This is a genomic window from Pseudoalteromonas sp. HL-AS2 (genome assembly GCF_031198805.1).
GTDB classification, from domain to species: domain Bacteria; phylum Pseudomonadota; class Gammaproteobacteria; order Enterobacterales; family Alteromonadaceae; genus Pseudoalteromonas; species Pseudoalteromonas nigrifaciens.
Genome location: NZ_CP133571.1, coordinates 787,267 through 808,228, shown reverse-complemented (window position 1 = coordinate 808,228; position 20,962 = coordinate 787,267). Strand labels below are relative to the sequence as shown.

Sequence of the window (20,962 nt, the reverse complement as noted above, 5' to 3'; positions counted from 1 at the left end):
TTTATTGCCCTCGCTTTGCACTGTGTACACCTTCAATTTGGTGTAACTTAGAAAGCACTCTATTAGTACCCGACAGATCGTGTACCTCTATTTGCATAGTAAATATAGCAATTTGATTATCATCAACGGTATTTACATTCATATTTAGCACATTCACTTTTTCGTTGGCTAACACTACACTTATGTCGCGAATTAAACCTGAGCGGTCGCTGGCTTCTATTCTAATACTTAGCGCATAGGAGTTATGAATATCGTCTGACCAGCTTACTGAAATAACCCGCTCTGGGTGCTGAGTTTTTAAATTATCAAACGAGTCGCAATCATCACGATGTACACCAATACCGCGCCCTTGCGTTATATAGCCAATAATTTCATCCCCCGGAACCGGACGACAACATTTAGCAACATGACTCATTAAACTGCCTACGCCGTCAACCACAATACCGTTATTATCGCCGGTTACTTTTGTTGGGGTTTTAAAGCGTATTACCGGCTCGTCTTCGGGGCGATCGGTAACAAAGTTAAGCATTTGATTAAGGCGAATATCGCCTGCGCCAATGGCGACCATTAAATCGTCGAGCTCTTTAAAGTTAAAACGCTTAATAGCGGGTGCTAAGTCTCTATAATTTAAATCGAGCTTTTGCAGTTCGTTATCGAGTATTTCTTTACCGGCACTAAGATTTTTGTCGCGATCGAGCTGTTTAAACCAATGGTGTATTTTTGCTCTAGCACGCGATGATTTTATATAGCCTAATGACGGGTTTAACCAATCGCGGCTGGGGTTTGGCTGTTTTTGGGTAAGAATCTCTACCTGATCGCCGGTGCTTAATTGATGGGTAAATGGCACTATTTTGCCAAATACTTTAGCGCCAATACAACGATGCCCCACATTAGAGTGAATATAATAAGCAAAATCTAATGGTGTTGCTCCCAGTGGTAAATCAAAAATATCGCCGCGCGGGGTAAATACGTATACACGGTCTTCTACCACTTGGTTTTTAAGCTCTTGTGCTAGGTCGCTGCCATCAACCACTTCTTCTTGCCATTGTAATAATTTACGCAGCCAGCTAATTTTTTGCTCATAACCTGAGCCTCGCCCTGGCAATGCGCCTTCTTTATACATCCAATGCGCAGCAACACCCAGCTCGGCATCTTGGTGCATATCGCTGGTGCGAATTTGAATCTCTACCGTTTTGCCTTCGGGGCCAAATACCACGGTATGAATAGACTGATAGCCATTTTGCTTTGGCGTGGCTACGTAGTCGTCAAACTCTTTATGCAAATGACGCCAGTTAGTGTGCACTATGCCCAGTGCACCGTAACAATCTTGCAGGCGCTGCACTACAATACGCATTGCGCGAATATCAAACAGTTGATCAAACTCGTAGTTTTTTTGCGCCATTTTTTTATAAATGCTGTAAATATGCTTTGGTCGCCCGTAAACCTCAGCTTCTATGCCCGCTTCGCTTAAGCGGTTTTTAACTTGCGCTACCATGTCTTCCATGTAGGCTTCACGCGCTAAGCGTTTGTCATCAAGCTGTTTGGCAATGTTTTTATAAATATTGGGGTGTAAATACCTAAACGATAAGTCTTCAAGCTCCCACTTTAATTGCCCTATACCTAAGCGGTTTGCCAGTGGTGCAAAAATGTCGGCGGTTTCTTTGGCGGCAATAACGCGCTCTTCTTCTGCGGCATTTTTTACATTGCGTAAATGACATACTTGCTCTGCTAACTTAATAACAACCGCGCGCACATCCTCTACCATAGCAAGTAACATACGGCGAATATTATCAACCTGTACCGTGCCTTTTCCTTGATGCGCCAAAGTGCTAATAGTCGCCATTTGTGCGACCCCGTTTAGCAATACCGCAATACTGCTACCTAGCTGCTCTTCAACAGTTTCAAGGGTGACTAAGTTATTTATAAAATACGGCGTTAAATAAGCAGTAGCTAATGAGTCTGCATCAAGATTAAGCTCGGCTAAAATTTCGACCATTTCAATGGCAGTGCTTTGTCGGGTGGTATTGTCGCACGCTAAACAAAGTGCCTGTGCTTTATTAAGCAGCTCTACTTTTTCTGCCGACAGAGCAAGCAACTTTAAGCGACTAGCAAAGTCCCCGGTTTCATCCTGTTGATGTGATTGACGTGTAGCTACCATAATGCGCTTTACCTCCGTTGAAATAACGCCATAGTTTCAATATGTCCGGTGTGCGGAAACATATTCATTAGCCCAATTTTATGCAGTTCAAAGCCTGCTTGCGAAATAATAGCGCTGTCACGGGCTAAAGTAACAGGGTCGCATGAGACGTATAAAATAGTTTTAAACTGCTTTAAAGGAAGTTGTTCTAATACCGTTATTGCCCCAGTACGTGAGGGGTCTAACACCAGTACATCTAAATTTTTATTAAACCACGAAGCCGTTTCAATTTTATTTGTTAAATCAAAGCAATTAAATTGAGCATTAGTGATTGAGTTAGTGTGCGCATTTTGCGTTGCCATTGCAACCGCTGAAGCAACCCCTTCTACACCAATTACTGTTTTTGCTTGTTTTGCCAGCACTAGTGAAAAGTTACCAATACCACAAAATAAATCCAATACGTTTTCGTCGCCTTTTAGTGCCAGCCAATTTTGTGCTTGTTTAAGCATTGCTTGATTAACGCTAGCATTAACTTGGATAAAGTTATTTAAGCCAAATTCAAACTTTAACCCTAACTCTTCAAGTGCATAAAATGGCATGGCTAAATGTGAGTGTTCAATCACTTCACTTTCGCTTTGCCACACTAATTGCCATTGTTGCTCAGCGGCACTTTGTGCTACCAGTGCTTTTATATCCTCTGAAATAGGTTTTGTGTGGCGAATAATAACAAAGTTTTGCTCATCGCCTTGGCACAATTGCAAGTGAGATACACTGTGCAATGCCTTGTGTTGATTAATTAAGTTATCAAATACAGTAAATACATTTGCAAATACTTCACTTAGTACTGGGCACTCATTAATACTAATAATACTTTTAGAGCCACTTGCTCTATAGCCTACATGCATTTTTTTTGCTTTTTTATCAAACATTACCGCTAAACGAGCACTTCGTCGGTAATGAGTGGCTTTACTTAATAAGGGTGCTTGCCAGTTTAATTCATCAAGCTTGGCAAACTTTTCAAATAATTTGCTCACTGCTATTTGCTTTTCGACTACCTGTTGGCTGCTATCTAAATGCTGCAACTGACAACCACCACATTGATTATAATGCTCACAAAACGGCGCTACGCGATATTCACTCGCCTGTAATACTTTATGCGTTTGCGCTTCGCTATAACGCGCTTTGTCGGCGATAATGGTGGCTTTTACTTGCTCGTTTGGCAAAGCATTACTTACAAAGCACACTTTATTATTATGTTTAGCTATGCCGCGACCATGGTGATCCATGGCGGTGATATCGAGCACTAAAGACTGTTGTTTTAGCGGTTTTTTTGTTGCTTTAAATATTTGCGCCATTAGGCATTACCTTAAACATTTGATGAATCGACTCCAATTGCAGAATACCTCATTATCCGTATATACTCTGAGCATGCTAATAACAATAATAACGCTCCCAATATGACTAAATTAGGCTTACGCGATTCTGTTTTAACACTCACTCTGATCCCCACGGTGATCATTGGATTGTTACTCGGTGGTTATTTTACAATAAATCGTTACATTGAGCTTGATGAAATTTTATATCAACAAGGGACGACTATTTCAGAGCCCCTTGCTATTGCGCTTGAGCAGCCATTACTTGAAAAAAACAAACAACTACTAAATCGTGTCATTAGCTATACCCACAATAAGCACTCCCCGGTAGTAAAGGCGATTGCATTATTTGACGACAATAATAAGCTAATAATAACCAGTAACTATCATCGCTCGTTTGATGACTTGCTCAACAACGAGCAACTAAATAATCTTAATGCCACTCAAGTCCATAAAACAGATGATTTAATTACCTTTTTTACACCCATTATTAATCACACAAGTCCTGATACAAAATGGGATAAATCGATATTTCAAACCTCACTAGGAACTGTGGTATTACAGTTAAATAGAGATCAAGCGGTTATTGGCCAGCAAAGAGCCTTACTGGTCAGTGGTATTGTTATTATACTAGCCCTAGTACTGGCTGCTATTTTAGCACTTAAACTTAGCCATATGTTTATGACCCCTCTTAATAAATTAGTACTGGCAACCGATAGGCTCGTAGAAGGTAAAAGAGAAACTGGTTTAAACGAGTCCATGATTGGTGAGTTTGAGTTACTCCGCGAAGGGTTAAATACTATTTCTTATTCAATGGTGATGCAAAAAGATGAAATGCAAAAAAACATTGATCAAGCCACCAGTGATTACCGCGAAACATTAGAGCAGTACGAAACGCAAAATATTCAGCTCACTATGGCAAAAAAAGAAGCTCAAGATGCCAACCGAGTTAAATCTGACTTTTTGGCAAAAATGAGTCATGAGCTACGCACCCCTTTAAATGGCGTGATTGTTTTTACGCGTCAGCTGCATAAAACGCCATTAAATAAAAACCAAAAAGATTACTTAGATACCATTGAACTGTCGGCTAATAGTTTAATGACCATTATTAGCGATATATTAGACTTTTCAAAATTAGAAGCGGGCGCTATGGAACTTGAGTCTATTCAGTTTCAGTTGCGCGATACCGTTAACGAAGTAATGACGCTGTTAGCCCCAAGCGCCCATGATAAGCAGCTTGAGCTGTCTATTTATATTAGCCCGCAAGTGCCCGATCACCTAACCGGTGATCCTACGCGATTAAAACAAGTTTTAATTAATTTATTAAGTAACGCAATTAAGTTTACCGAAAAAGGCGCTATAAAAGTCGACATTAGCCATAGACTACTCGATGAAGAGCGCACCTCAATTTTAGTTTCAGTGGCCGATACAGGCGTAGGTATTCCTGTTGATAAGCAAGATGCATTATTTACCGCCTTTGGCCAAGCCGATTCAAGTATTACCCGTAAATTTGGTGGCACTGGCTTGGGGCTAATTATCACCAAGCATATTGTAGAGGCCATGAGTGGTAAAATTACACTTAACTCAGCCCCTGGTAATGGCACCTGCTTTACCTTTAATGGCGTATTTAGACTGCCTAATCATGTGTTTGCCAGTGACTTACCAACTAAATCTTTGCTCGGTAAGCATGTTTTATATTTAGAGCCACACGAGCACACCCATCATGCTGTTTTATCTTTGCTTAACGAATGGCAAATAAGTGTGACCGGCTGCTTTAGCGATGCAGAATTTTTAGCTGCAATCGACAATAAAGAGCAGCAATATGATATTTGTATCATTGGTGATATGGCCTCGGTTAACGATATGCAGCGTTTAAAGGCTCATGTAAAAGCGGTGCGTGAATCAACCGACTATTTATATTTAATGCTCAACACGGTATCACATAGTATGCGTGAAGCCTTTATTGGCAGTGGCGCTGATGCCTGCTTAAGTAAACCACTTAACCATCGTAAATTGTGTGAACTACTTGCCGCGCCGTATCGATTAGATCATCCGGTGCACAACATTGAGCAAAATGAGCAAACACTCTTGCCGTTAAAAGTATTAGTAGTTGACGATAATGATGCTAACTTAAAATTAATTTATACCTTACTTAATGAGCAGGTTGAGCTAATAGACACTGCGCACAATGGCTCGCAAGCTTACAGTTTGAGTAAAAGCCACAAGTACGACGTAATATTTATGGACATACAAATGCCAATTATGGATGGTATTACTGCCTGTAAGTTAATTAAAGAATCATCATTAAACGAAGATACGCCCATCATTGCCGTAACCGCACATGCACTGCACAGCGAAAAAGAGCAGTTATTAAAAGACGGTTTTGAAGGCTATTTAACTAAACCGATTGATGAGGACATGCTCAATCAAATTATTTGCGATCACAGCCCGCAACTACCGGTTAGCCGCGATAAACTAAAAAACATGCCACAAAGCCCGCCCCCTTTTAAGAGTGTGCGCCTTGATTGGGGCATAGCACTGCAACATGCTGGCGGTAAAAGTGAGCTGGCATTAGAAATGCTCAATATGTTATTACTCAGCGTGCCAGAAACACTTAGCCTATTAGCACAAGCTATTGCCGATGAAGACTGCAAACAAGTACTGAGCATTATTCATAAGTTACATGGTGCGTGTTGCTACACTGGCGTACCTAAATTAAAGTCGCTGGCCGAAACAATCGAAAACGCGTTAAAAAGTAACTGCGTATTAGCCACTATTGAACCTGAGTTATTTGAACTACAAGACGAGCTAGAGAACTTACTACTTGATGCTAAAGATTAAAGGCTCGAAACTATAAAACGATAGCTATTGCGCCATCAGTACAATAAACTGGAAGAGACTTTATGAGCAATAACAAAGTAATTGGTAGTATTGAATGGCGCGATCTTACTGTGGCTGATGCACAGCAAATCAGCGACTTTTATGCACACGTTGTTGGTTGGCAAAAAGAGCCTGTAGATATGGGCAGTTACAATGATTTTAATATGAATAACGCACAAGGGACAATAGCAGGCATTTGCCATGCTAAGGGCGATAACGCCGATTTACCAGCACAGTGGTTAATGTATGTTCGCGTAGAAAATGCTCAGCTTAGCGCACAAAAAACGCTGGAGTTAGGAGGCGAAATTATTAAAGGGCCGACTGAATATGGTGGCGAAAGCTATTTTATTATTCGCGATCCAAGTGGCGCTATTTTGGCAGTGTATTCTTAACTTTTAGTGGCTTTAATTGTACTCACCCAAGCTAGTTGCTAACTTGCATAACAGCCGGGCTCAAAATTAGAAGCTCCATGCACCTAATATAACTAAGTAGCAAGAAGCTTCAAGTAGCTTATTTAAAGCGAGGCTTTAGGCACGCGCTTCAAGCATTAAGCGTTTCATATCGCGTACGGCTTTATCTAGCCCATCAATGGCGGCACGAGCAATAATGGCGTGACCAATATTAAGCTCATAAATTTCTTCCATTGCGGCAATTGGTTTTACATTATGGTAATGCAAACCATGGCCCGCATTGACAATTAAGCCAATACTGGCTGCGTATTTAACGCCTTGGCGAATATGTTCAAGCTCTTTGCTTATTGCCTCATCGGTTGTAGCATCTGCATAAGCACCGGTATGAATTTCAACATACGGAGCGCCTGTTGCTTTAGCTGCATCTAGCTGCGCTTTATCGGCATCAATAAATAACGAAACTTTAATACCTGCGTCGCTCAAGGTTTTTGTTGCTGCGGTAATTTTTTCAAGATTACCCGCCACATCAAGTCCGCCTTCGGTGGTTAGCTCTTCGCGTTTTTCTGGCACTAGGCATACGTACTCAGGTTTTACCTCAAGTGCAATATTGATCATTTCATCGGTTACGGCTGTTTCAAGGTTCATGCGTGTTTGTATGGTTTTAGCCATTACATACACGTCACGGTCTTGAATATGACGGCGATCTTCACGTAAATGAATAGTGATACCGTCGGCTCCTGCATGCTCAGCTACACTTGCTGCATGTGCTGGATCAGGGTAGCTAGTGCCACGTGCTTGGCGAAGTGTTGCAATATGATCAACGTTTACACCCAAAAGAATATCTTTCATTATTTTACCTGTAAAATTACGTTTATTGAGAGGCCGCAAATAACTCACGACTTTTTAATGGTTTATTACCAAGTAGTGGCTTTAATAAGTAGCGGCTTAATTGCTTTGCCATATATAGCACATCTGCTTGGCTAAAGTCATGATTAGCTATGGCATTAAGTTGCAAACCGCTAAATCCAGAGCGCGGATCGTCTTGTACTAAAAAGCCAACTTCTGCAAAATAGCTATACGTTCGCTTTTCATCTATGGGTTCACCGCTGGCGTCAAAACTAAAATCGACGCCATAACCTAATAGTTCTAATAGTTGAAATTCGTAAGAACGCAGTACTGCTTGTAAATTAGCACCGCTATTAAGGTTTTTTAAGTGCGTATTATAAAGCTGAAAAACCTGATCAATCGGTTCATTAATTGGCACAATTCGATTAGTTAATTCATTTAAATAAAAGCCGCAATAAAGCTCATCACCTTTTAAAAAAAGTGGCGTTCCGTGCAGTTCAAATTTGTTGATGTATTTTAAATCGTACTTGCCGTTGTAATGTACCAACAAGGCTTGGAAAGGTTGTAATTGCGCTTTATGTTTAGTGGCCTGGCGGCCACTAATACGGGCTAGCATTCTAAGTTGGCCAACGCCTTCTACTAGCATATCAAGCATTACTTGGGAGTCACTATAAGGACGCCGATGTAATAAATACGCTCTGTAGAAGTCGCTATCCATAATTTAAACTGCTAGCAGATTATTAGTCTTCACCATAACCTAGGCTTCTTAATGCGCGCTCGTCATCAGCCCAACCCGATTTAACTTTAACCCAAAGCTCTAAAAACACTTTATTATCGAGCATTTCTTCAAGATCTTTACGTGCTTCGCGACCAATGGTTTTTAGCTTTTCGCCTTTATTACCAATCACCATACGCTTTTGTGTTTCGCGCTCAACGAGTATTAAACCATTGATATGCCAAATACCGTTTTCTTGCCATTTAAACTGCTCTATTTCAACAGTAACAGAATACGGTAGCTCCTCGCCCATAAAACGCATTAGCTTTTCACGAATGGTTTCTGCTGCCATAAAGCGCATTGAACGGTCGGTTACGTAGTCTTCTGGAAAATAAAATTCACTTGGCTGAAGGCGTTTAGTTACTTCAGCTTTGATCAAGTCGATATTTTTACCTTGCTCAGCCGACACTGGCATAATACCAATAAAGTCAAACTTGTCGCCTAACCACTTCATATGAGGCAGTACTAGGTCGCGATCTTTTACTAAATCTATTTTATTGATCACCAATAATACCGGCTTACCACTTTGCGATACTTTATTAAGTACCATGTCGTCATCGGCATTCCAGTGGGTGCCTTCAACTACAAATATAATAAGCTCTACATCACCAATTGAACTTGATGCTGCGCGGTTCATTAAGCGGTTAATAGCACGTTTTTCTTCAACGTGTAGGCCAGGTGTATCAACATAAACAGCTTGATGCTTACCTTCGGTATGAATACCCATAATACGGTGGCGTGTGGTTTGTGGCTTACGTGAGGTAATACTAACCTTTTGCTCAATAATTTTATTAAGTAAAGTAGATTTACCTACGTTAGGGCGCCCTACTATTGCGATCATGCCGCAAAACGTATCTATATCGCCATCGTGTGGTTGTATTAAGGTATCAAGGTTCATTTTTAAGTATCTTCAATGCTTTTTCAGCAGCTTTTTGTTCGGCTTTACGACGCGAGCTACCAACAGAAATAATGCTATCCATGCCATCAACAATACATTCAACCGTGAATGTTTGATTGTGTGCCTGGCCTTTTGTATCAACAACTGTATAGCCCGGTAACGATAGTTTACGAGCTTGCAAATGCTCTTGCAGCAGGGTCTTAGGATCTTTTTGATTAAGCCCTGGTGAAATAGCATTTAAACGCTCTTCATACCAAGATAAAATTAATTCGCCACAGCGTTCAATATCCGAATCTAAAAACACAGCGCCAATAATCGCCTCTACGGCATCGGCAAGTGTTGACTCGCGACGAAAGCCGCCACTTTTTAGCTCGCCTGGACCTAAGCGTAAATAATCCCCTAAGCCAAACTCTAAGCCAAATTCAGCCAATGTTTGACCACGCACTAAGGTAGAGCGCATACGGCTTAAATCGCCTTCACGCGCTTTAGGAAACTTAGCATACAGCGCATTTGCAATCACAAAGCTTAAAATTGAATCGCCTAAAAATTCTAGTCGCTCGTTATGCTGACCTTTATGACTACGATGCGTCATTGCTTGCTCAAGCAAGCCTTGATCTGCAAATATGTAGTCTATTGTTTTGTATAGTTCTGTTACATTTTTTTTCATTGCTATTGAATATTACCTAGGCGTTCAAAACGAACACCAGTTGGAACCCATCCTGGTAAAATGTCATCTGGGCCATTATCAAATTCAAAACTCATCCATATAAAGACAGCTTTACCCACCAAGTTTTCTTTTGGCACAAAACCCCAAAAGCGACTATCTTGGCTGTTATCGCGATTATCACCCATCATAAAATAATGATCAGCAGGAACAACCCATTCATCGGTAGGTGTACCTGGTTGCTGATAATAACGCCCTTTACGTTCAGGCGCCTGAGGGTTAATTAAAATATCATGGTTTAACGTAGTTAAGTTTTCATTTAAACGCGCTAATGCCATTGAGCCTTGCTTAAATTCGTCATCATTAATTAATTTAAAATCAATTTTATTAAATTCATTACAAAGCAGCTCACCCTGCTGGGTTTCACCAGCTTTACAATTTGGTTGAATATATAAACGCTTATCACGATAAACAATTTTATCGCCAGGCAAGCCTATTGTGCGTTTAATAAAATCGACCTTTTCGTCTAGCGGGTATTTAAAAACAATAATATCACCACGCTCAGGCTCACCTACATCAACTAATTGGCTGCGCCATACTGGGTCTTTAATCCCGTACGAATACTTTTGCACTAAAATAAAATCTCCTACTAATAAAGTAGGCATCATTGAACCTGAAGGTATTTGAAACGGTTCAAACATAAACGATCTAAATATAGTGATAGCAGCAATCATCGGAAAAATCGACTTTGCTGTTTCAGTAAGCATAGGCTCTGGTGCGATTAATGCGGCAGTTTCTTCATCTAATTTACCACCAGCAGAAGCCTCTGCCATAGCCAAATGCGCATTTCGTTTCGGCGCAAACATTAAGTGGTCTATTAACCATATTAGACCTGAGCCTAAGGTTAATAGCACCAATAAAACTGAAAAATAGCCAGCCATTTATAATCCTTTGTTTTTATTTACCAACTTTTAAAATAGCTAAAAACGCTTCTTGAGGCACTTCAACGTTACCTACTTGCTTCATGCGTTTTTTACCATCTTTTTGCTTTTTAAGTAGCTTTTTCTTACGACTCACGTCACCGCCGTAACACTTAGCAATTACGTTTTTACGCATCTGTTTTATCGTAGTACGGGCAATAACATGTCCGCCAATAGCTGCTTGAATCGCAATATCAAACATTTGACGTGGAATTAGCTCTTTTAGTGCATCGGCTAATTGGCGACCACGTGATTGCGCACTGTCGCGGTGAGCAATGATCGCCAGCGCGTCGACGCGCTCTGAGTTGATTAAAATATCAACACGTACCATATCTGATGTTTGGAAATGCTTAAAGTTGTAATCAAGCGATGCAAAGCCACGACTGGTTGATTTTAACTTATCAAAAAAGTCCATAACTACTTCTGCCATAGGCAGTTCGTAAGTTACCGCAACTTGCTTACCATGATATGACATTTTAGTTTGCATGCCACGCTTATCAACACACAAGGTAATAACACTACCTAAGTATTCTTGCGGCACTAAAATATTGGCTTCTACAATCGGTTCACGAATTTCTAAAATATCGTTTACCGCAGGTAAATCAGATGGGTTATCAATTTGGAAAGTCCCGTCTTTTTTAGTCACTACTTCATAAATTACGGTTGGTGCTGTGGTAATTAAATCAATATCGTATTCGCGTTCTAAACGCTCTTGAATAATTTCCATGTGTAGCATGCCTAAAAAGCCACAACGAAAACCAAAACCAAGTGCTGTTGAGTTCTCTGGTTCGAAAAATAACGACGCATCGTTTAAGCTTAATTTATTAAGCGCATCACGAAACGATTCATATTCATCAGAAGCAATTGGGAACATACCTGCATACACTTGTGGTTTTATTTTTTGAAAACCAGGTAAACGCAATGGTGCCGCATTTTTTTGATGAGTAATAGTATCGCCAACAGGTGCACCATGTATTTCTTTAATACCAGCAATTACAAAGCCTACTTCACCGGTTCTTAAAATACCTGTGTTAGTTTGCTTTGGTGTAAATACACCTACCTGATCGGCTGTGTGTACGTGATCGTTCGACATGATTTTAATTTTGTCGCCCGCGCGCAGTTCACCGTGCTTAATGCGCACTAATGATACAACACCTTGGTATGGGTCAAACCATGAGTCAATTATAAGTGCTTGAAGAGGAGCATCTTTATCGCCAACCGGTGGCGGTACATCTTTAACTATCATTTCAAGTACTTCGGCAATACCAACGCCAGTTTTAGCGCTACATTGCACTGCATCTAGGGCATCAATACCAATAATATCTTCAATTTCTTCAGCCACACGAAGCGGATCGGCTTGTGGTAAATCTATTTTATTAAGTACAGGTATTACTTCTAAGTTCATTTCAATGGCAGTGTAACAATTTGCCAGTGTTTGTGCTTCAACACCTTGACCAGCATCTACAACGAGTAACGCACCTTCACATGCTGCTAATGAGCGTGATACTTCATAAGTAAAATCAACATGCCCTGGGGTGTCGATAAAGTTAAGCTGGTAGATCTCGCCGTCATTGGCTTTATAATTCAAGGTTACACTTTGCGCTTTAATGGTAATACCACGTTCGCGCTCAATATCCATTGAATCCAAAACCTGTTTTTGCATTTCACGGTCGGTTAAACCACCACAAACTTGGATCAAACGATCTGAAAGGGTCGATTTACCATGGTCAATGTGGGCGATGATCGAAAAATTACGGATATGCTTCATAAAATGGATTCTAAACTCTATTTTAATGGACTAAGTAGATATACCTAAACAACTTGAAAATATTTGTTTTTATATTTTCAAGTTGTTGTGGCGTAAGCGGGCAATTTTACATTTAATTGGCATCAATCACCATCTATTTGAGTTAAAGGAAGGCTAATTGGATGAATTTTTATCACTTTGATATCATGCCTGAATGATTTAACCCACATTTTAGCCATTAAAAAGCCAATACCGCCACCCAAAGCAGCAGCTAAAATTTGCCATCCTTCGGTAACTAACAGTAATTCAGCGGCAACTAGCGCAAAGCCTAGGCTTAAAAATAGCGGCAACATATATACAGTAAATGCGTGTTTAACAACGTGGCTGTCATCGAGCGACAAGGTAATTTTTTGTCCCACCACTACGGGCGTGTCAAATTTATAGGGAAAGGTTTTTTTAGCACTGCCAAATAACTTACTAAACACCTGCGATCCACAACGACCATTACAGCCTTCGCATGCTTGTTTTTGTTGTGCCTCTAAATGTGCAATGTGGCCACTAAGGGCCACAACTTTTAAGGTTTGTTCTATCATAACAACTCTTTATAAATCGTTTATAATGCGCGGGTCACCGACTCTGCAATTTTTTTGGCCGTTAAACTAGGAATATTACCCACCACCGAAACATCAAAATTACCGCCGTTGTGCACATAAACTGTGGTTGCCCCAGAGGTGAGTGAGCCACTTAAGCGCTTACCCGGCAAAGGTCTTTGTATAAATACCGACACTTCTACAAAGCCATCTGAAAATAAATAGTAGTCGGTTAATTCATTATTTAAATCTAATTTATGGCGGTCTGATTTTAATAATTCAAAGCCTGCTGGCAACCAGTCTATTTTCCACGTTTTTGCCGTATTACTGTCCAATGTTTCGAGTGAGTTATTTGGTAACGGGGTTGGAAAGTTGCGATTAAGTATTTCCAGCAACATACTAGCAGGCTGCTCTGTAACACTTATGTGGGTAAGTTGCAGTTGCTCTAAAGCTTCGCCTTGATGATTAACATAGGCCGCTTTTAGTAATAAAGAGGATTCCATATCAAGCCAAATCCAGTAGTTATATTTGTCTTCATCTTTAGATTCTATACGTACTAACTGAGCTGCTCGTCCTGATATACGCCCTTTTCCACCAAGTACAAAGTCATAATGGCCACTTAAACGCTCAACGTTTTTAAACAGTACTTCAGGAATTGGCCCTGCAATTGAATCAGTTGTAAGTGAATAAGGCTCTGATTGCGGCTCAAAATAAGTAACTTGGTTGTCAACGCGTACCATTTCTAGGCCCGCGCCATTGAGTAAACTTAAGTGTTCTATCTCAATGTCATCTTGTTTTGCATGTAACCAACGGTAGGGTTCCATGGTTTTACCTTTAACAACCACAAACGAGGCGTCAAAGTTACGGGTATGAACGGCATTAGCCATTTTAAGCAGTAAATCTTTGGCAGGATTGGTGTCGCTGGCAAAGGTATTAAAGCTGATTGCCAGCGACAGAATAAAAGTAATTACTTTCATTTAATTAGTTGTTTTCCTCTGGTTTTTTTGCATCCGTTTGCGCAGCCTCTAATGAATGTGCAACACGAGCTTGGCGTTGATGCTCTAAAACAAGTGCGCCAATACGTTGCTGCTGCAATTCACGCAAACCATTTTCTGCGTTTTTAAGCGCGGGCTCCGATGAATAACTCACTGGTGATGCAGTACCTGTAAAAGGTGTTGTTTGCAGCAATGGAATTTCGCTTTGTTGCGCGCCATCGCCCTGTGGCAACATATTTACGCCTACAATAGCAAACATAGCAACACTTGCTGCAATTGCAAGTTGCGCCACTGGCTTGCGCCAATTAAATGCCACAACTTTATTGTCGTTTATAGTATCACTTTGCGGCGCAGATTGCGCTTTAGACTGACTGAAATCTGCATATACTGGTTCGCTTTCGAGTGCTAACGCAACACGCTTGCTAATATCAATATGAATATCGCTGTGATCTTTTTGAGCTCGCATTGCATCACCAATTAACGCATAACGGCCAAAGGTAGCAACGTCTTGCTCTGCAATTTTTGCATCTGCTAGTTGTTGCTCGCCGTCAAGTAATGCAGATAACGATTCGTCATCTAACCTGTTAACGTGTGCTTTTATCATACTAAGACTCGCCTATTAATGGGTTTAATTTGTTATCAATTGCTTCACGGGCACGAAATATACGCGAACGTACCGTCCCGACTGGGCAATCCATTACCACAGCTATTTCTTCATAGCTCATCCCTTCAATTTCTCTGAGGGTGATTGCGGTTTTAAGATCTTCAGGCAAACTATCAATCGTATTAAAAATAACAGCGCGTACTTCTTCGCTCAGCAGTAAATTTTCAGGAGATGCGTTAGAACGCATTGAGTCCGCGCAGTCATAAAATTCAGCATCTTGTGCGTCTATATCACTTGCTGGCGGTTTACGCCCCTGAGCTACTAAATAATTTTTAGCACAATTTACTGCAATACGGTACAACCAAGTATAAAAGGCACTATCGCCCCTAAAGTTAGGAAGCGCACGATAAGCTTTTATAAACGCTTCTTGTGCTACATCTGCAATATCACCCTGATTTGACACATAACGTGAGATCAAACCGGCAATTTTGTTTTGATACTTCTTTACTAATAGGTTGAAGGCGTTTTTATCTCCTTGCTGAACCCTTTTTACTAGCGCTAAATCTTGATCCTGCTCGCTCATTCGAGCCGGTACTCCTGTGTCTAATTTTTGCTTATCATTCATAGTGTCGCCATTGTTCACAGATACTCTGACTCTTACATGAATAAAAAGTTCTGCTTTATATTGTTTTTTTATTAAATAGTCGTAAATAACCGTAGTTAGAGCCAAAATTACTACTTGGTATGATGGCAAATATGATACAACTACCACTATTGAAAACAAACATTGCTCTATATGGGCATTGTAACCGCAAAGTACCTCTGACATGAACCAAAATAAACATCACATTGCAGATGTCGCTATTATCGGTAGCGGCGCAGCGGGCTTATCACTTGCCTTATCTTTAGCTAACTATTGTAACGTTACCGTAATCAGTAAGGGAGCACTCACTGAAGGCTCCACACTCTATGCCCAAGGTGGTATAGCCGCGGTATTTGATAAGAAACATGACAGTATAGAGTCACATGTGCAAGACACGCTCGATGCGGGCGGTGGCTTATGCGACAAAGAAGCAGTGCACTATACCGCTAGTAATGCCCACGATTGTTTGCAATGGTTAATTAATCAAGGCGTACCGTTTGATATAGAGCTGGATAGCCATGGGAAAGAGCGTTTTCATTTAACGCGTGAAGGCGGCCACAGCCACCGACGTATTTTACACGCCGCCGACGCTACTGGTAAAGCCGTACAAACTACATTAATCAGCCAAGTTCAAGCCCACAAAAACATCACCCTGTTAGAGCATTACAACGCCATTGATTTAATTACAGATAAAAGCGGCAATAAAGCCAGCTCGCATATAAATGGCATGTATGTATGGAATAAAAACGCCAAAAAAGTAGAAACAATTGCGGCTAAATTTGTTGCTTTAGCGACAGGTGGTGCTAGTAAAGTGTATTTGTATACTTCAAACCCTGATGTTTCCAGTGGTGATGGTATTGCTATGGCATGGCGTGCGGGTTGTAGAGTGGCGAACATGGAATTTAACCAGTTTCATCCAACCAGTTTGTACCACCCTGAATTACAAAACTTTTTAATTACCGAAGCAATGCGTGGTGAAGGCGCTTATTTAAGACGCCCCGACGGCAGCCGATTTATGCACGAGTTTGATGAGCGTGAAGAGCTTGCTCCTCGCGATATTGTTGCTCGCGCTATCGACTTTGAAATGAAACGTTTGGGTGCCAATTGCGTATTTTTAGACATTAGTCACAAAGATAAAGATTTTATTATTGAGCACTTCCCCACTATATATGCAAAGTGTCTAAGTGTCGGGCTCGATATTACCAAAGATCCTATTCCTGTTGTACCTGCAGCGCATTATACCTGTGGTGGAGTAATGACTGACTTTAATGGTAAAACCGATTTAGATAACTTATATGCAGTAGGTGAAGTTGCTTATACCGGCTTACATGGTGCTAATCGTATGGCGAGTAACTCATTACTAGAGTGTATTGTGTTTGCCCATGCGGCTGCAAAAGACATTTTAAGCAAAATTGAACATGCACCAGAGCCCATTAATCTGCCGCACTGGGATGAAAGCCGCGTAGCTAATTCAGATGAAGAGATAGTGATTACTCACAACTGGCATGAACTAAGGTTGTTTATGTGGGACTACGTGGGTATTGTGCGCTCAACTAAACGCTTAGAGCGTGCACTACATAGAGTTGAGTTGTTACAGCAGGAAATACATGACTATTACGCTAACTTTAGAGTTAGTAATAACTTGTTAGAGCTGCGTAATTTGGTACAAGTTGCCGAACTAATTATTCGCAGTGCACTTGAGCGTAAAGAAAGCCGTGGCCTGCACTACACTATTGACTACCCAGAGCAAAACGCTAATCCAACACCTACTATTTTAACTCCACAGCGTTAATTGCATTAAGTGTGGCGCGTTTTAGGCGCGCATAGCTTTGTACATCAACACTATTGGCTGTAATAATCAGCCAATAGTTGTTATTAAAACCCTTAATATAAAGCCAAACACTGTTGCCAATTAAGCGGCTTTTAGCACTTATTTCGCCTTGAATTAACCGTGTGCTATTTTCAAACCTAAACTGCTTTGGGGCTAAAATAATAACGCCTTCAAGTGGCTGTACAGCCTGCATTTTTAGCCATACAAGTATGGCCGCTACAAAGTTAACAACTATGCAAAAAATGATTGCCTCAAGTGAACTTAAAAATAAGCACAGCAATAATGTTAAAACACAAAAAAAGACCACAATAGGTTTATGGTCTGTTTTGTTTGCTGTAACTGTAAACCTATACACGAACTCGGTCTAAAATAAGTTGCACCATGCTGTTGAGCTGCTCATCTTTACATTCTTTATGGCCCATAAACCAAGCAAATAAGTCAGGATCTTCTTCGGTAAGTAAACGCTGAAAAATAGCTTGCTGTTCAACGCTAAGTGAATCAAAAGCATCCTCTACAAAGGGCATAAACAATACATCTAGCTCTAGCATGCCACGGCGACAAGCCCAACGGATACGTGCTTTACTATGAATTTCAGTCATTTTAAACCTCATATTTAATTGACCTGAGTTTAACAAATACCAATTAATTTAGCAGCTCTTAATCACTTATTAAAATAATAAAAACCCGTACAGAGTTAGCTGCTGTACCCAAGGTTGTATCTACGTTATTATGTTACCTCATTAAATAGTCAAAGAAGGTGTTTATGTCGATTGTTCATGCATGTGCTTTATCTCATCAGCTTATTAGCTTCTCTGGCGCAGATAAATTATCTTATCTTCACGGACAAATCACTCAGGATATCAACAAGCTAACCAACAACAATTATCTTTGGGCCGGGCACTGTAGCGCCAAAGGTAAGTTATGGGGCGTGTTTAAATTATTTTCTCATCAAGATCATTACTATTTAATTGGCTCTAAGGCTGAAGTGGAGTGCTCTTTAGCCGAGTTAAAAAAGTATGCGGTATTTGCTAAAGTAGACATTAACGTAGCACCACAGCGATTAATTGGCTTAATTAGCGACGACTTTACTGAGTTACTCACACAACTTAATATCGAATTTGCGGCGCAAGACACTGCATGCGATTTTAGCCATGGTAAAGCTCTTAAGCTTACCGGCAATCGACTTTTACTAATGGTAGATGAGCAATTTAACTTGCCTGATAACGTAGTAACGCTTGAAAACGATATGCTATGGCAACAAGCTGCTATTTTAGCCGGCGAGCCACAGCTTAATGAGCAAGCGATTGGTGAATACGTGCCGCAAATGGTTAACTTGCAAGCAATAGGTGGCATTAGCTTTAAAAAAGGCTGTTACGCAGGGCAAGAAACCGTAGCGCGAATGAAATACTTAGGTAAAAATAAGCGTGCTATGTATATCGTTTCAGGGCAAAGCGATGGGTTACTTACTGAGTTGGATCTAGAAAGACAACTAGGCGAAAACTGGCGCCGCGCTGGTAAACTTATCAGCCAGAGCTTTAATGAACAAACTAAAACACTTACTGGCCTTGTAGTGTTGCCAAACGATACTGATGTTACTCAGGTACTTCGTGCAAAACACACTCCTTCGGTAGAGCTAAACATTCTTCCTCTACCCTACTCTCTTGAAGATGAATAAATAGGACTGACTATGATCGTTGCAGCAAACAAAGTGGTAAAAATGCATTATTCGGTATTAGATAATGACGGCAATACCATTGATAACTCGTTCGATGGCGAACCACTAATTTTTATTATTGGCACCGGCTATCTAATTTCAGGCCTAGAAAATGCTCTGCAAGGCAAACAAGCTGGCGACACGTTAAGCGTAAAAGTTGAACCTGATGAAGGTTACGGCGAACGTAGTGACAACTTAATGCAAGCTGTGCCTAAAGAAATGTTTGAAGGCATGGAAATTGAAGTGGGTATGCAGTTTCGTGCATCAACCGATGATGGCGATCAATCAGTCATGATCATCGACATTCAAGACGAAGAAGTTATTGTAGATGGTAATAACCCACTGGCTGGTATTACGCTTAACTTTAATGTAGAAATTTTAGAAGTACGCGATGCAACCGAAGAAGAACTAAGCCATGGTCATGTACATGGTGAAGGCGGTTGTGGTCACGACCACTAAAATGCCCTAAGCAAATAAAAAAGCGCCTAAGGCGCTTTTTTTGTTACTAAACTCAATTTAATTACATTTAAACCGCAGCAGGTTTAGCATCATCGGAAGCTGCTTTAAGTGTTTCTGCAGGTGCTATTTTACCTTCAAGCGCTGTGAGTAAGCCTTGCTGATCATTAGTACCCACTCTGTATAAAGTGCCATCCTTAAGGGTAAGTTGAATAGCACTAAAACCAGACACTGTATATATCCAGCCATCGTGGGTAATACGAATACCAATCCCATGACGATACGAGTTTTGCACCGCTTTAGCTTCTGCAATATCTGCAAGTGCAATACTTTGCCCAGCAACACCAGGACCAAATGCCCAACTAATATGAGTGTCATTTACTTTTACGGTTAAGCCATGAAACAAAAAACCCACCAGCACTAAAATACCGGCAAACACCATAAGTGGGCCATCAGCCCCAATTAAATTCCAGGCAAGGGCTACAAAGCCACCAATCCAGGCTAATACAAAAAATATAAATAGCGCATACTGCTTATGCTGATACATAACACTCTCAAAATTAAATAACGATACGATTAAAAATAAAACAACTTAAAAGCTATAAACTAATGTTGCGCTGAGCTCTGAGTCAAACTTGAGCTTATTTTCTTCAGGTTTGGAATTATAACGATACATATAAGCAAACTTAAGTGATACCCCACCAATTACTTGGCTGATCAAGGCTGTTTCTGATTTTAATCGTGAATTAAGCCCCGACAAAGACTGCTCTATACTTACATCTTGGTTAAAGCGCGTTCGCTCAGAAACCAACCGCTCCCATTGCATAGCAAAGCGCACTAAATAACCTACTTTGTTTTTATCATCTTCGCTAACATCAGACTGCTCCTCAGCCACAGAGCGATACAAACCAGGTCCTATATCAATATCAACTTTATTTTTAACGCCTTGGTAAACGCGCGCACCATAACCTGTTGCTACAGTACTTTTAAACGCTAGACCGCTAAATTTATCTTCTTCGTAATCGCCATAAATAAAAAATGAGGAATTCTTAACGCCTACTTTGTAGTTACCTTGCGCTGATATAAACACCCGGTTAGCGGTCACATCAGACTTTCCGGTGTCATCGTTATGATCGCGTTTGTATAAAGAATCTATTTTAAATTGATTACGCCAGCTTTCAAAATCTTGATAAAGGTTACCTTTGAGTTTAAAACTGGTCGAATTAGTATTGCCTTTACTTAATATAAAACCAAATTCGGTGTCGCCGTAAAGCATTTCGCCTTTATGTAAATCATGAATTTCTTCATCCGAGAGTTGTCCGTATTCATGAAAATCTTCAAAAGGATCGACAGCCCAACTTGGGCGGCAAACCATTAAAAAAATTAAGAATAAAAACTTACGCAAAACACTCTCTCTTG

General features: G+C 40.5%; 21 protein-coding genes. 5 read left to right on the top strand and 16 right to left on the bottom strand.

All coding sequences use genetic code 11. The features are described 5' to 3' along the window. Window position 1 precedes the first annotated feature (1 nt). Together relA and rlmD are read right to left on the bottom strand one after the other, a co-directional pair. Window positions 2-2,158, bottom strand: a complete 2,157-nt coding sequence (gene relA / locus RB215_RS03805; RefSeq protein WP_192531826.1) for a GTP diphosphokinase — start codon at window positions 2,156-2,158, stop codon at window positions 2-4. An 8-nt stretch (window positions 2,159-2,166) separates the two neighbouring features. Next, on the bottom strand, window positions 2,167-3,492 hold the full coding sequence (gene rlmD, locus RB215_RS03800) for a 23S rRNA (uracil(1939)-C(5))-methyltransferase RlmD (protein WP_011327434.1): 1,326 nt from the start codon (window positions 3,490-3,492) through the stop codon (window positions 2,167-2,169). 102 nt (window positions 3,493-3,594) lie between these two features. On the opposite strand from rlmD, the gene barA reads away from it, so the two are divergent. Next, a complete protein-coding gene (gene barA, locus RB215_RS03795; RefSeq protein ID WP_309216901.1) occupies window positions 3,595-6,351 on the top strand; it encodes a two-component sensor histidine kinase BarA in 2,757 nt (918 codons plus the stop codon). 62 nt (window positions 6,352-6,413) lie between these two features. Beyond that, window positions 6,414-6,782 carry a VOC family protein gene (locus RB215_RS03790; RefSeq protein ID WP_086995046.1) on the top strand — a complete coding sequence of 123 codons (369 nt, stop codon included), beginning with the start codon at window positions 6,414-6,416 and terminating at the stop codon, window positions 6,780-6,782. Window positions 6,783-6,917: 135 nt separating this feature from the next. On the opposite strand, the gene pdxJ is transcribed toward RB215_RS03790, so the two are convergent. From pdxJ to rpoE, 10 genes are all read right to left on the bottom strand, one after another. Next, entirely contained in the window at window positions 6,918-7,649 is a 732-nt protein-coding gene (pdxJ, locus tag RB215_RS03785) for a pyridoxine 5'-phosphate synthase (protein ID WP_011327431.1), read from the bottom strand. 22 nt (window positions 7,650-7,671) lie between these two features. Further along, a complete protein-coding gene (recO, locus tag RB215_RS03780; RefSeq protein WP_011327430.1) occupies window positions 7,672-8,364 on the bottom strand; it encodes a DNA repair protein RecO in 693 nt (230 codons plus the stop codon). Window positions 8,365-8,386: 22 nt separating this feature from the next. Further along, window positions 8,387-9,319 carry a GTPase Era gene (era, locus tag RB215_RS03775; RefSeq protein ID WP_011327429.1) on the bottom strand — a complete coding sequence of 311 codons (933 nt, stop codon included), beginning with the start codon at window positions 9,317-9,319 and terminating at the stop codon, window positions 8,387-8,389. Further along, window positions 9,309-9,986: a ribonuclease III gene (gene rnc, locus RB215_RS03770; protein WP_041454353.1), complete on the bottom strand. Its 678-nt coding sequence runs from the start codon at window positions 9,984-9,986 to the stop codon at window positions 9,309-9,311. Before rnc ends, era begins: the two co-directional genes overlap by 11 nt. 2 nt (window positions 9,987-9,988) lie before the next feature. After that, window positions 9,989-10,924 carry a signal peptidase I gene (gene lepB, locus RB215_RS03765; RefSeq protein WP_011327427.1) on the bottom strand — a complete coding sequence of 312 codons (936 nt, stop codon included), beginning with the start codon at window positions 10,922-10,924 and terminating at the stop codon, window positions 9,989-9,991. Between the two features lie 16 nt (window positions 10,925-10,940). Then, on the bottom strand, window positions 10,941-12,731 hold the full coding sequence (lepA, locus tag RB215_RS03760) for a translation elongation factor 4 (RefSeq protein ID WP_011327426.1): 1,791 nt from the start codon (window positions 12,729-12,731) through the stop codon (window positions 10,941-10,943). Window positions 12,732-12,853: 122 nt separating this feature from the next. Continuing rightward, window positions 12,854-13,303 carry a SoxR reducing system RseC family protein gene (locus tag RB215_RS03755; RefSeq protein WP_011327425.1) on the bottom strand — a complete coding sequence of 150 codons (450 nt, stop codon included), beginning with the start codon at window positions 13,301-13,303 and terminating at the stop codon, window positions 12,854-12,856. 20 nt (window positions 13,304-13,323) lie between these two features. Then, a complete protein-coding gene (locus RB215_RS03750) occupies window positions 13,324-14,277 on the bottom strand; it encodes a MucB/RseB C-terminal domain-containing protein (protein ID WP_011327424.1) in 954 nt (317 codons plus the stop codon). Window positions 14,278-14,281: 4 nt separating this feature from the next. Next, complete coding sequence (locus RB215_RS03745; protein ID WP_011327423.1) at window positions 14,282-14,899, bottom strand: sigma-E factor negative regulatory protein; 618 nt, start codon at window positions 14,897-14,899, stop codon at window positions 14,282-14,284. Window position 14,900: 1 nt separating this feature from the next. Beyond that, window positions 14,901-15,482, bottom strand: coding sequence for an RNA polymerase sigma factor RpoE (rpoE, locus tag RB215_RS03740; RefSeq protein WP_011327422.1), 582 nt, complete (start codon window positions 15,480-15,482; stop codon window positions 14,901-14,903). A gap of 244 nt (window positions 15,483-15,726) precedes the next feature. Between rpoE and nadB the strand changes: the two genes are divergently transcribed. Further along, a complete protein-coding gene (gene nadB, locus RB215_RS03735) occupies window positions 15,727-17,334 on the top strand; it encodes an L-aspartate oxidase (RefSeq protein WP_011327421.1) in 1,608 nt (535 codons plus the stop codon). Here nadB and RB215_RS03730 read toward each other — a convergent pair. Further along, window positions 17,312-17,680, bottom strand: a complete 369-nt coding sequence (locus RB215_RS03730; RefSeq protein ID WP_041454661.1) for a hypothetical protein — start codon at window positions 17,678-17,680, stop codon at window positions 17,312-17,314. The two genes, nadB and RB215_RS03730, sit on opposite strands and share 23 nt — an antisense overlap. A 40-nt stretch (window positions 17,681-17,720) precedes the next feature. Beyond that, window positions 17,721-17,972, bottom strand: a complete 252-nt coding sequence (locus RB215_RS03725; protein WP_011327419.1) for a succinate dehydrogenase assembly factor 2 — start codon at window positions 17,970-17,972, stop codon at window positions 17,721-17,723. Between the two features lie 164 nt (window positions 17,973-18,136). Here RB215_RS03725 and ygfZ point away from each other — a divergent pair, with 164 nt between their 5' ends. After that, window positions 18,137-19,048 (top strand): tRNA-modifying protein YgfZ, encoded by a 912-nt coding sequence (ygfZ, locus tag RB215_RS03720; RefSeq protein ID WP_197107751.1) that lies wholly within the window; start codon window positions 18,137-18,139, stop codon window positions 19,046-19,048. Between the two features lie 12 nt (window positions 19,049-19,060). Further along, complete coding sequence (locus RB215_RS03715) at window positions 19,061-19,546, top strand: peptidylprolyl isomerase (RefSeq protein ID WP_011327417.1); 486 nt, start codon at window positions 19,061-19,063, stop codon at window positions 19,544-19,546. A 67-nt stretch (window positions 19,547-19,613) separates the two neighbouring features. Here the strand turns inward: RB215_RS03715 and RB215_RS03710 are convergent, their stop codons facing one another. Together RB215_RS03710 and RB215_RS03705 are read right to left on the bottom strand one after the other, a co-directional pair. Beyond that, entirely contained in the window at window positions 19,614-20,090 is a 477-nt protein-coding gene (locus RB215_RS03710) for a hypothetical protein (RefSeq protein ID WP_011327416.1), read from the bottom strand. Between the two features lie 45 nt (window positions 20,091-20,135). Beyond that, window positions 20,136-20,918, bottom strand: coding sequence for a DUF481 domain-containing protein (locus tag RB215_RS03705; RefSeq protein WP_086995029.1), 783 nt, complete (start codon window positions 20,916-20,918; stop codon window positions 20,136-20,138). Window positions 20,919-20,962 lie beyond the last annotated feature (44 nt).

Bases quoted from the DNA above. Each gene is read 5' to 3' on its own strand.
- era (WP_011327429.1), bottom strand. From the start codon at position 9,319: ATGAACCTTGATACCTTAATACAACCACACGATGGCGATATAGATACG.
- RB215_RS03755 (WP_011327425.1), bottom strand. From the start codon at position 13,303: ATGATAGAACAAACCTTAAAAGTTGTGGCCCTTAGTGGCCACATTGCA.
- RB215_RS03750 (WP_011327424.1), bottom strand. From the start codon at position 14,277: ATGAAAGTAATTACTTTTATTCTGTCGCTGGCAATCAGCTTTAATACC.
- ygfZ (WP_197107751.1), top strand. From the start codon at position 18,137: ATGTCGATTGTTCATGCATGTGCTTTATCTCATCAGCTTATTAGCTTC.
- RB215_RS03710 (WP_011327416.1), bottom strand. From the start codon at position 20,090: ATGTATCAGCATAAGCAGTATGCGCTATTTATATTTTTTGTATTAGCC.
- RB215_RS03790 (WP_086995046.1), top strand. From the start codon at position 6,414: ATGAGCAATAACAAAGTAATTGGTAGTATTGAATGGCGCGATCTTACT.
- rpoE (WP_011327422.1), bottom strand. From the start codon at position 15,482: ATGAGCGAGCAGGATCAAGATTTAGCGCTAGTAAAAAGGGTTCAGCAA.
- pdxJ (WP_011327431.1), bottom strand. From the start codon at position 7,649: ATGAAAGATATTCTTTTGGGTGTAAACGTTGATCATATTGCAACACTT.
- RB215_RS03745 (WP_011327423.1), bottom strand. From the start codon at position 14,899: ATGATAAAAGCACACGTTAACAGGTTAGATGACGAATCGTTATCTGCA.
- barA (WP_309216901.1), top strand. From the start codon at position 3,595: ATGACTAAATTAGGCTTACGCGATTCTGTTTTAACACTCACTCTGATC.
- RB215_RS03725 (WP_011327419.1), bottom strand. From the start codon at position 17,972: ATGACTGAAATTCATAGTAAAGCACGTATCCGTTGGGCTTGTCGCCGT.
- recO (WP_011327430.1), bottom strand. From the start codon at position 8,364: ATGGATAGCGACTTCTACAGAGCGTATTTATTACATCGGCGTCCTTAT.
- RB215_RS03715 (WP_011327417.1), top strand. From the start codon at position 19,061: ATGATCGTTGCAGCAAACAAAGTGGTAAAAATGCATTATTCGGTATTA.
- nadB (WP_011327421.1), top strand. From the start codon at position 15,727: ATGAACCAAAATAAACATCACATTGCAGATGTCGCTATTATCGGTAGC.
- RB215_RS03705 (WP_086995029.1), bottom strand. From the start codon at position 20,918: ATGGTTTGCCGCCCAAGTTGGGCTGTCGATCCTTTTGAAGATTTTCAT.
- relA (WP_192531826.1), bottom strand. From the start codon at position 2,158: ATGGTAGCTACACGTCAATCACATCAACAGGATGAAACCGGGGACTTT.
- lepA (WP_011327426.1), bottom strand. From the start codon at position 12,731: ATGAAGCATATCCGTAATTTTTCGATCATCGCCCACATTGACCATGGT.
- lepB (WP_011327427.1), bottom strand. From the start codon at position 10,924: ATGGCTGGCTATTTTTCAGTTTTATTGGTGCTATTAACCTTAGGCTCA.
- rlmD (WP_011327434.1), bottom strand. From the start codon at position 3,492: ATGGCGCAAATATTTAAAGCAACAAAAAAACCGCTAAAACAACAGTCT.
- rnc (WP_041454353.1), bottom strand. From the start codon at position 9,986: ATGAAAAAAAATGTAACAGAACTATACAAAACAATAGACTACATATTT.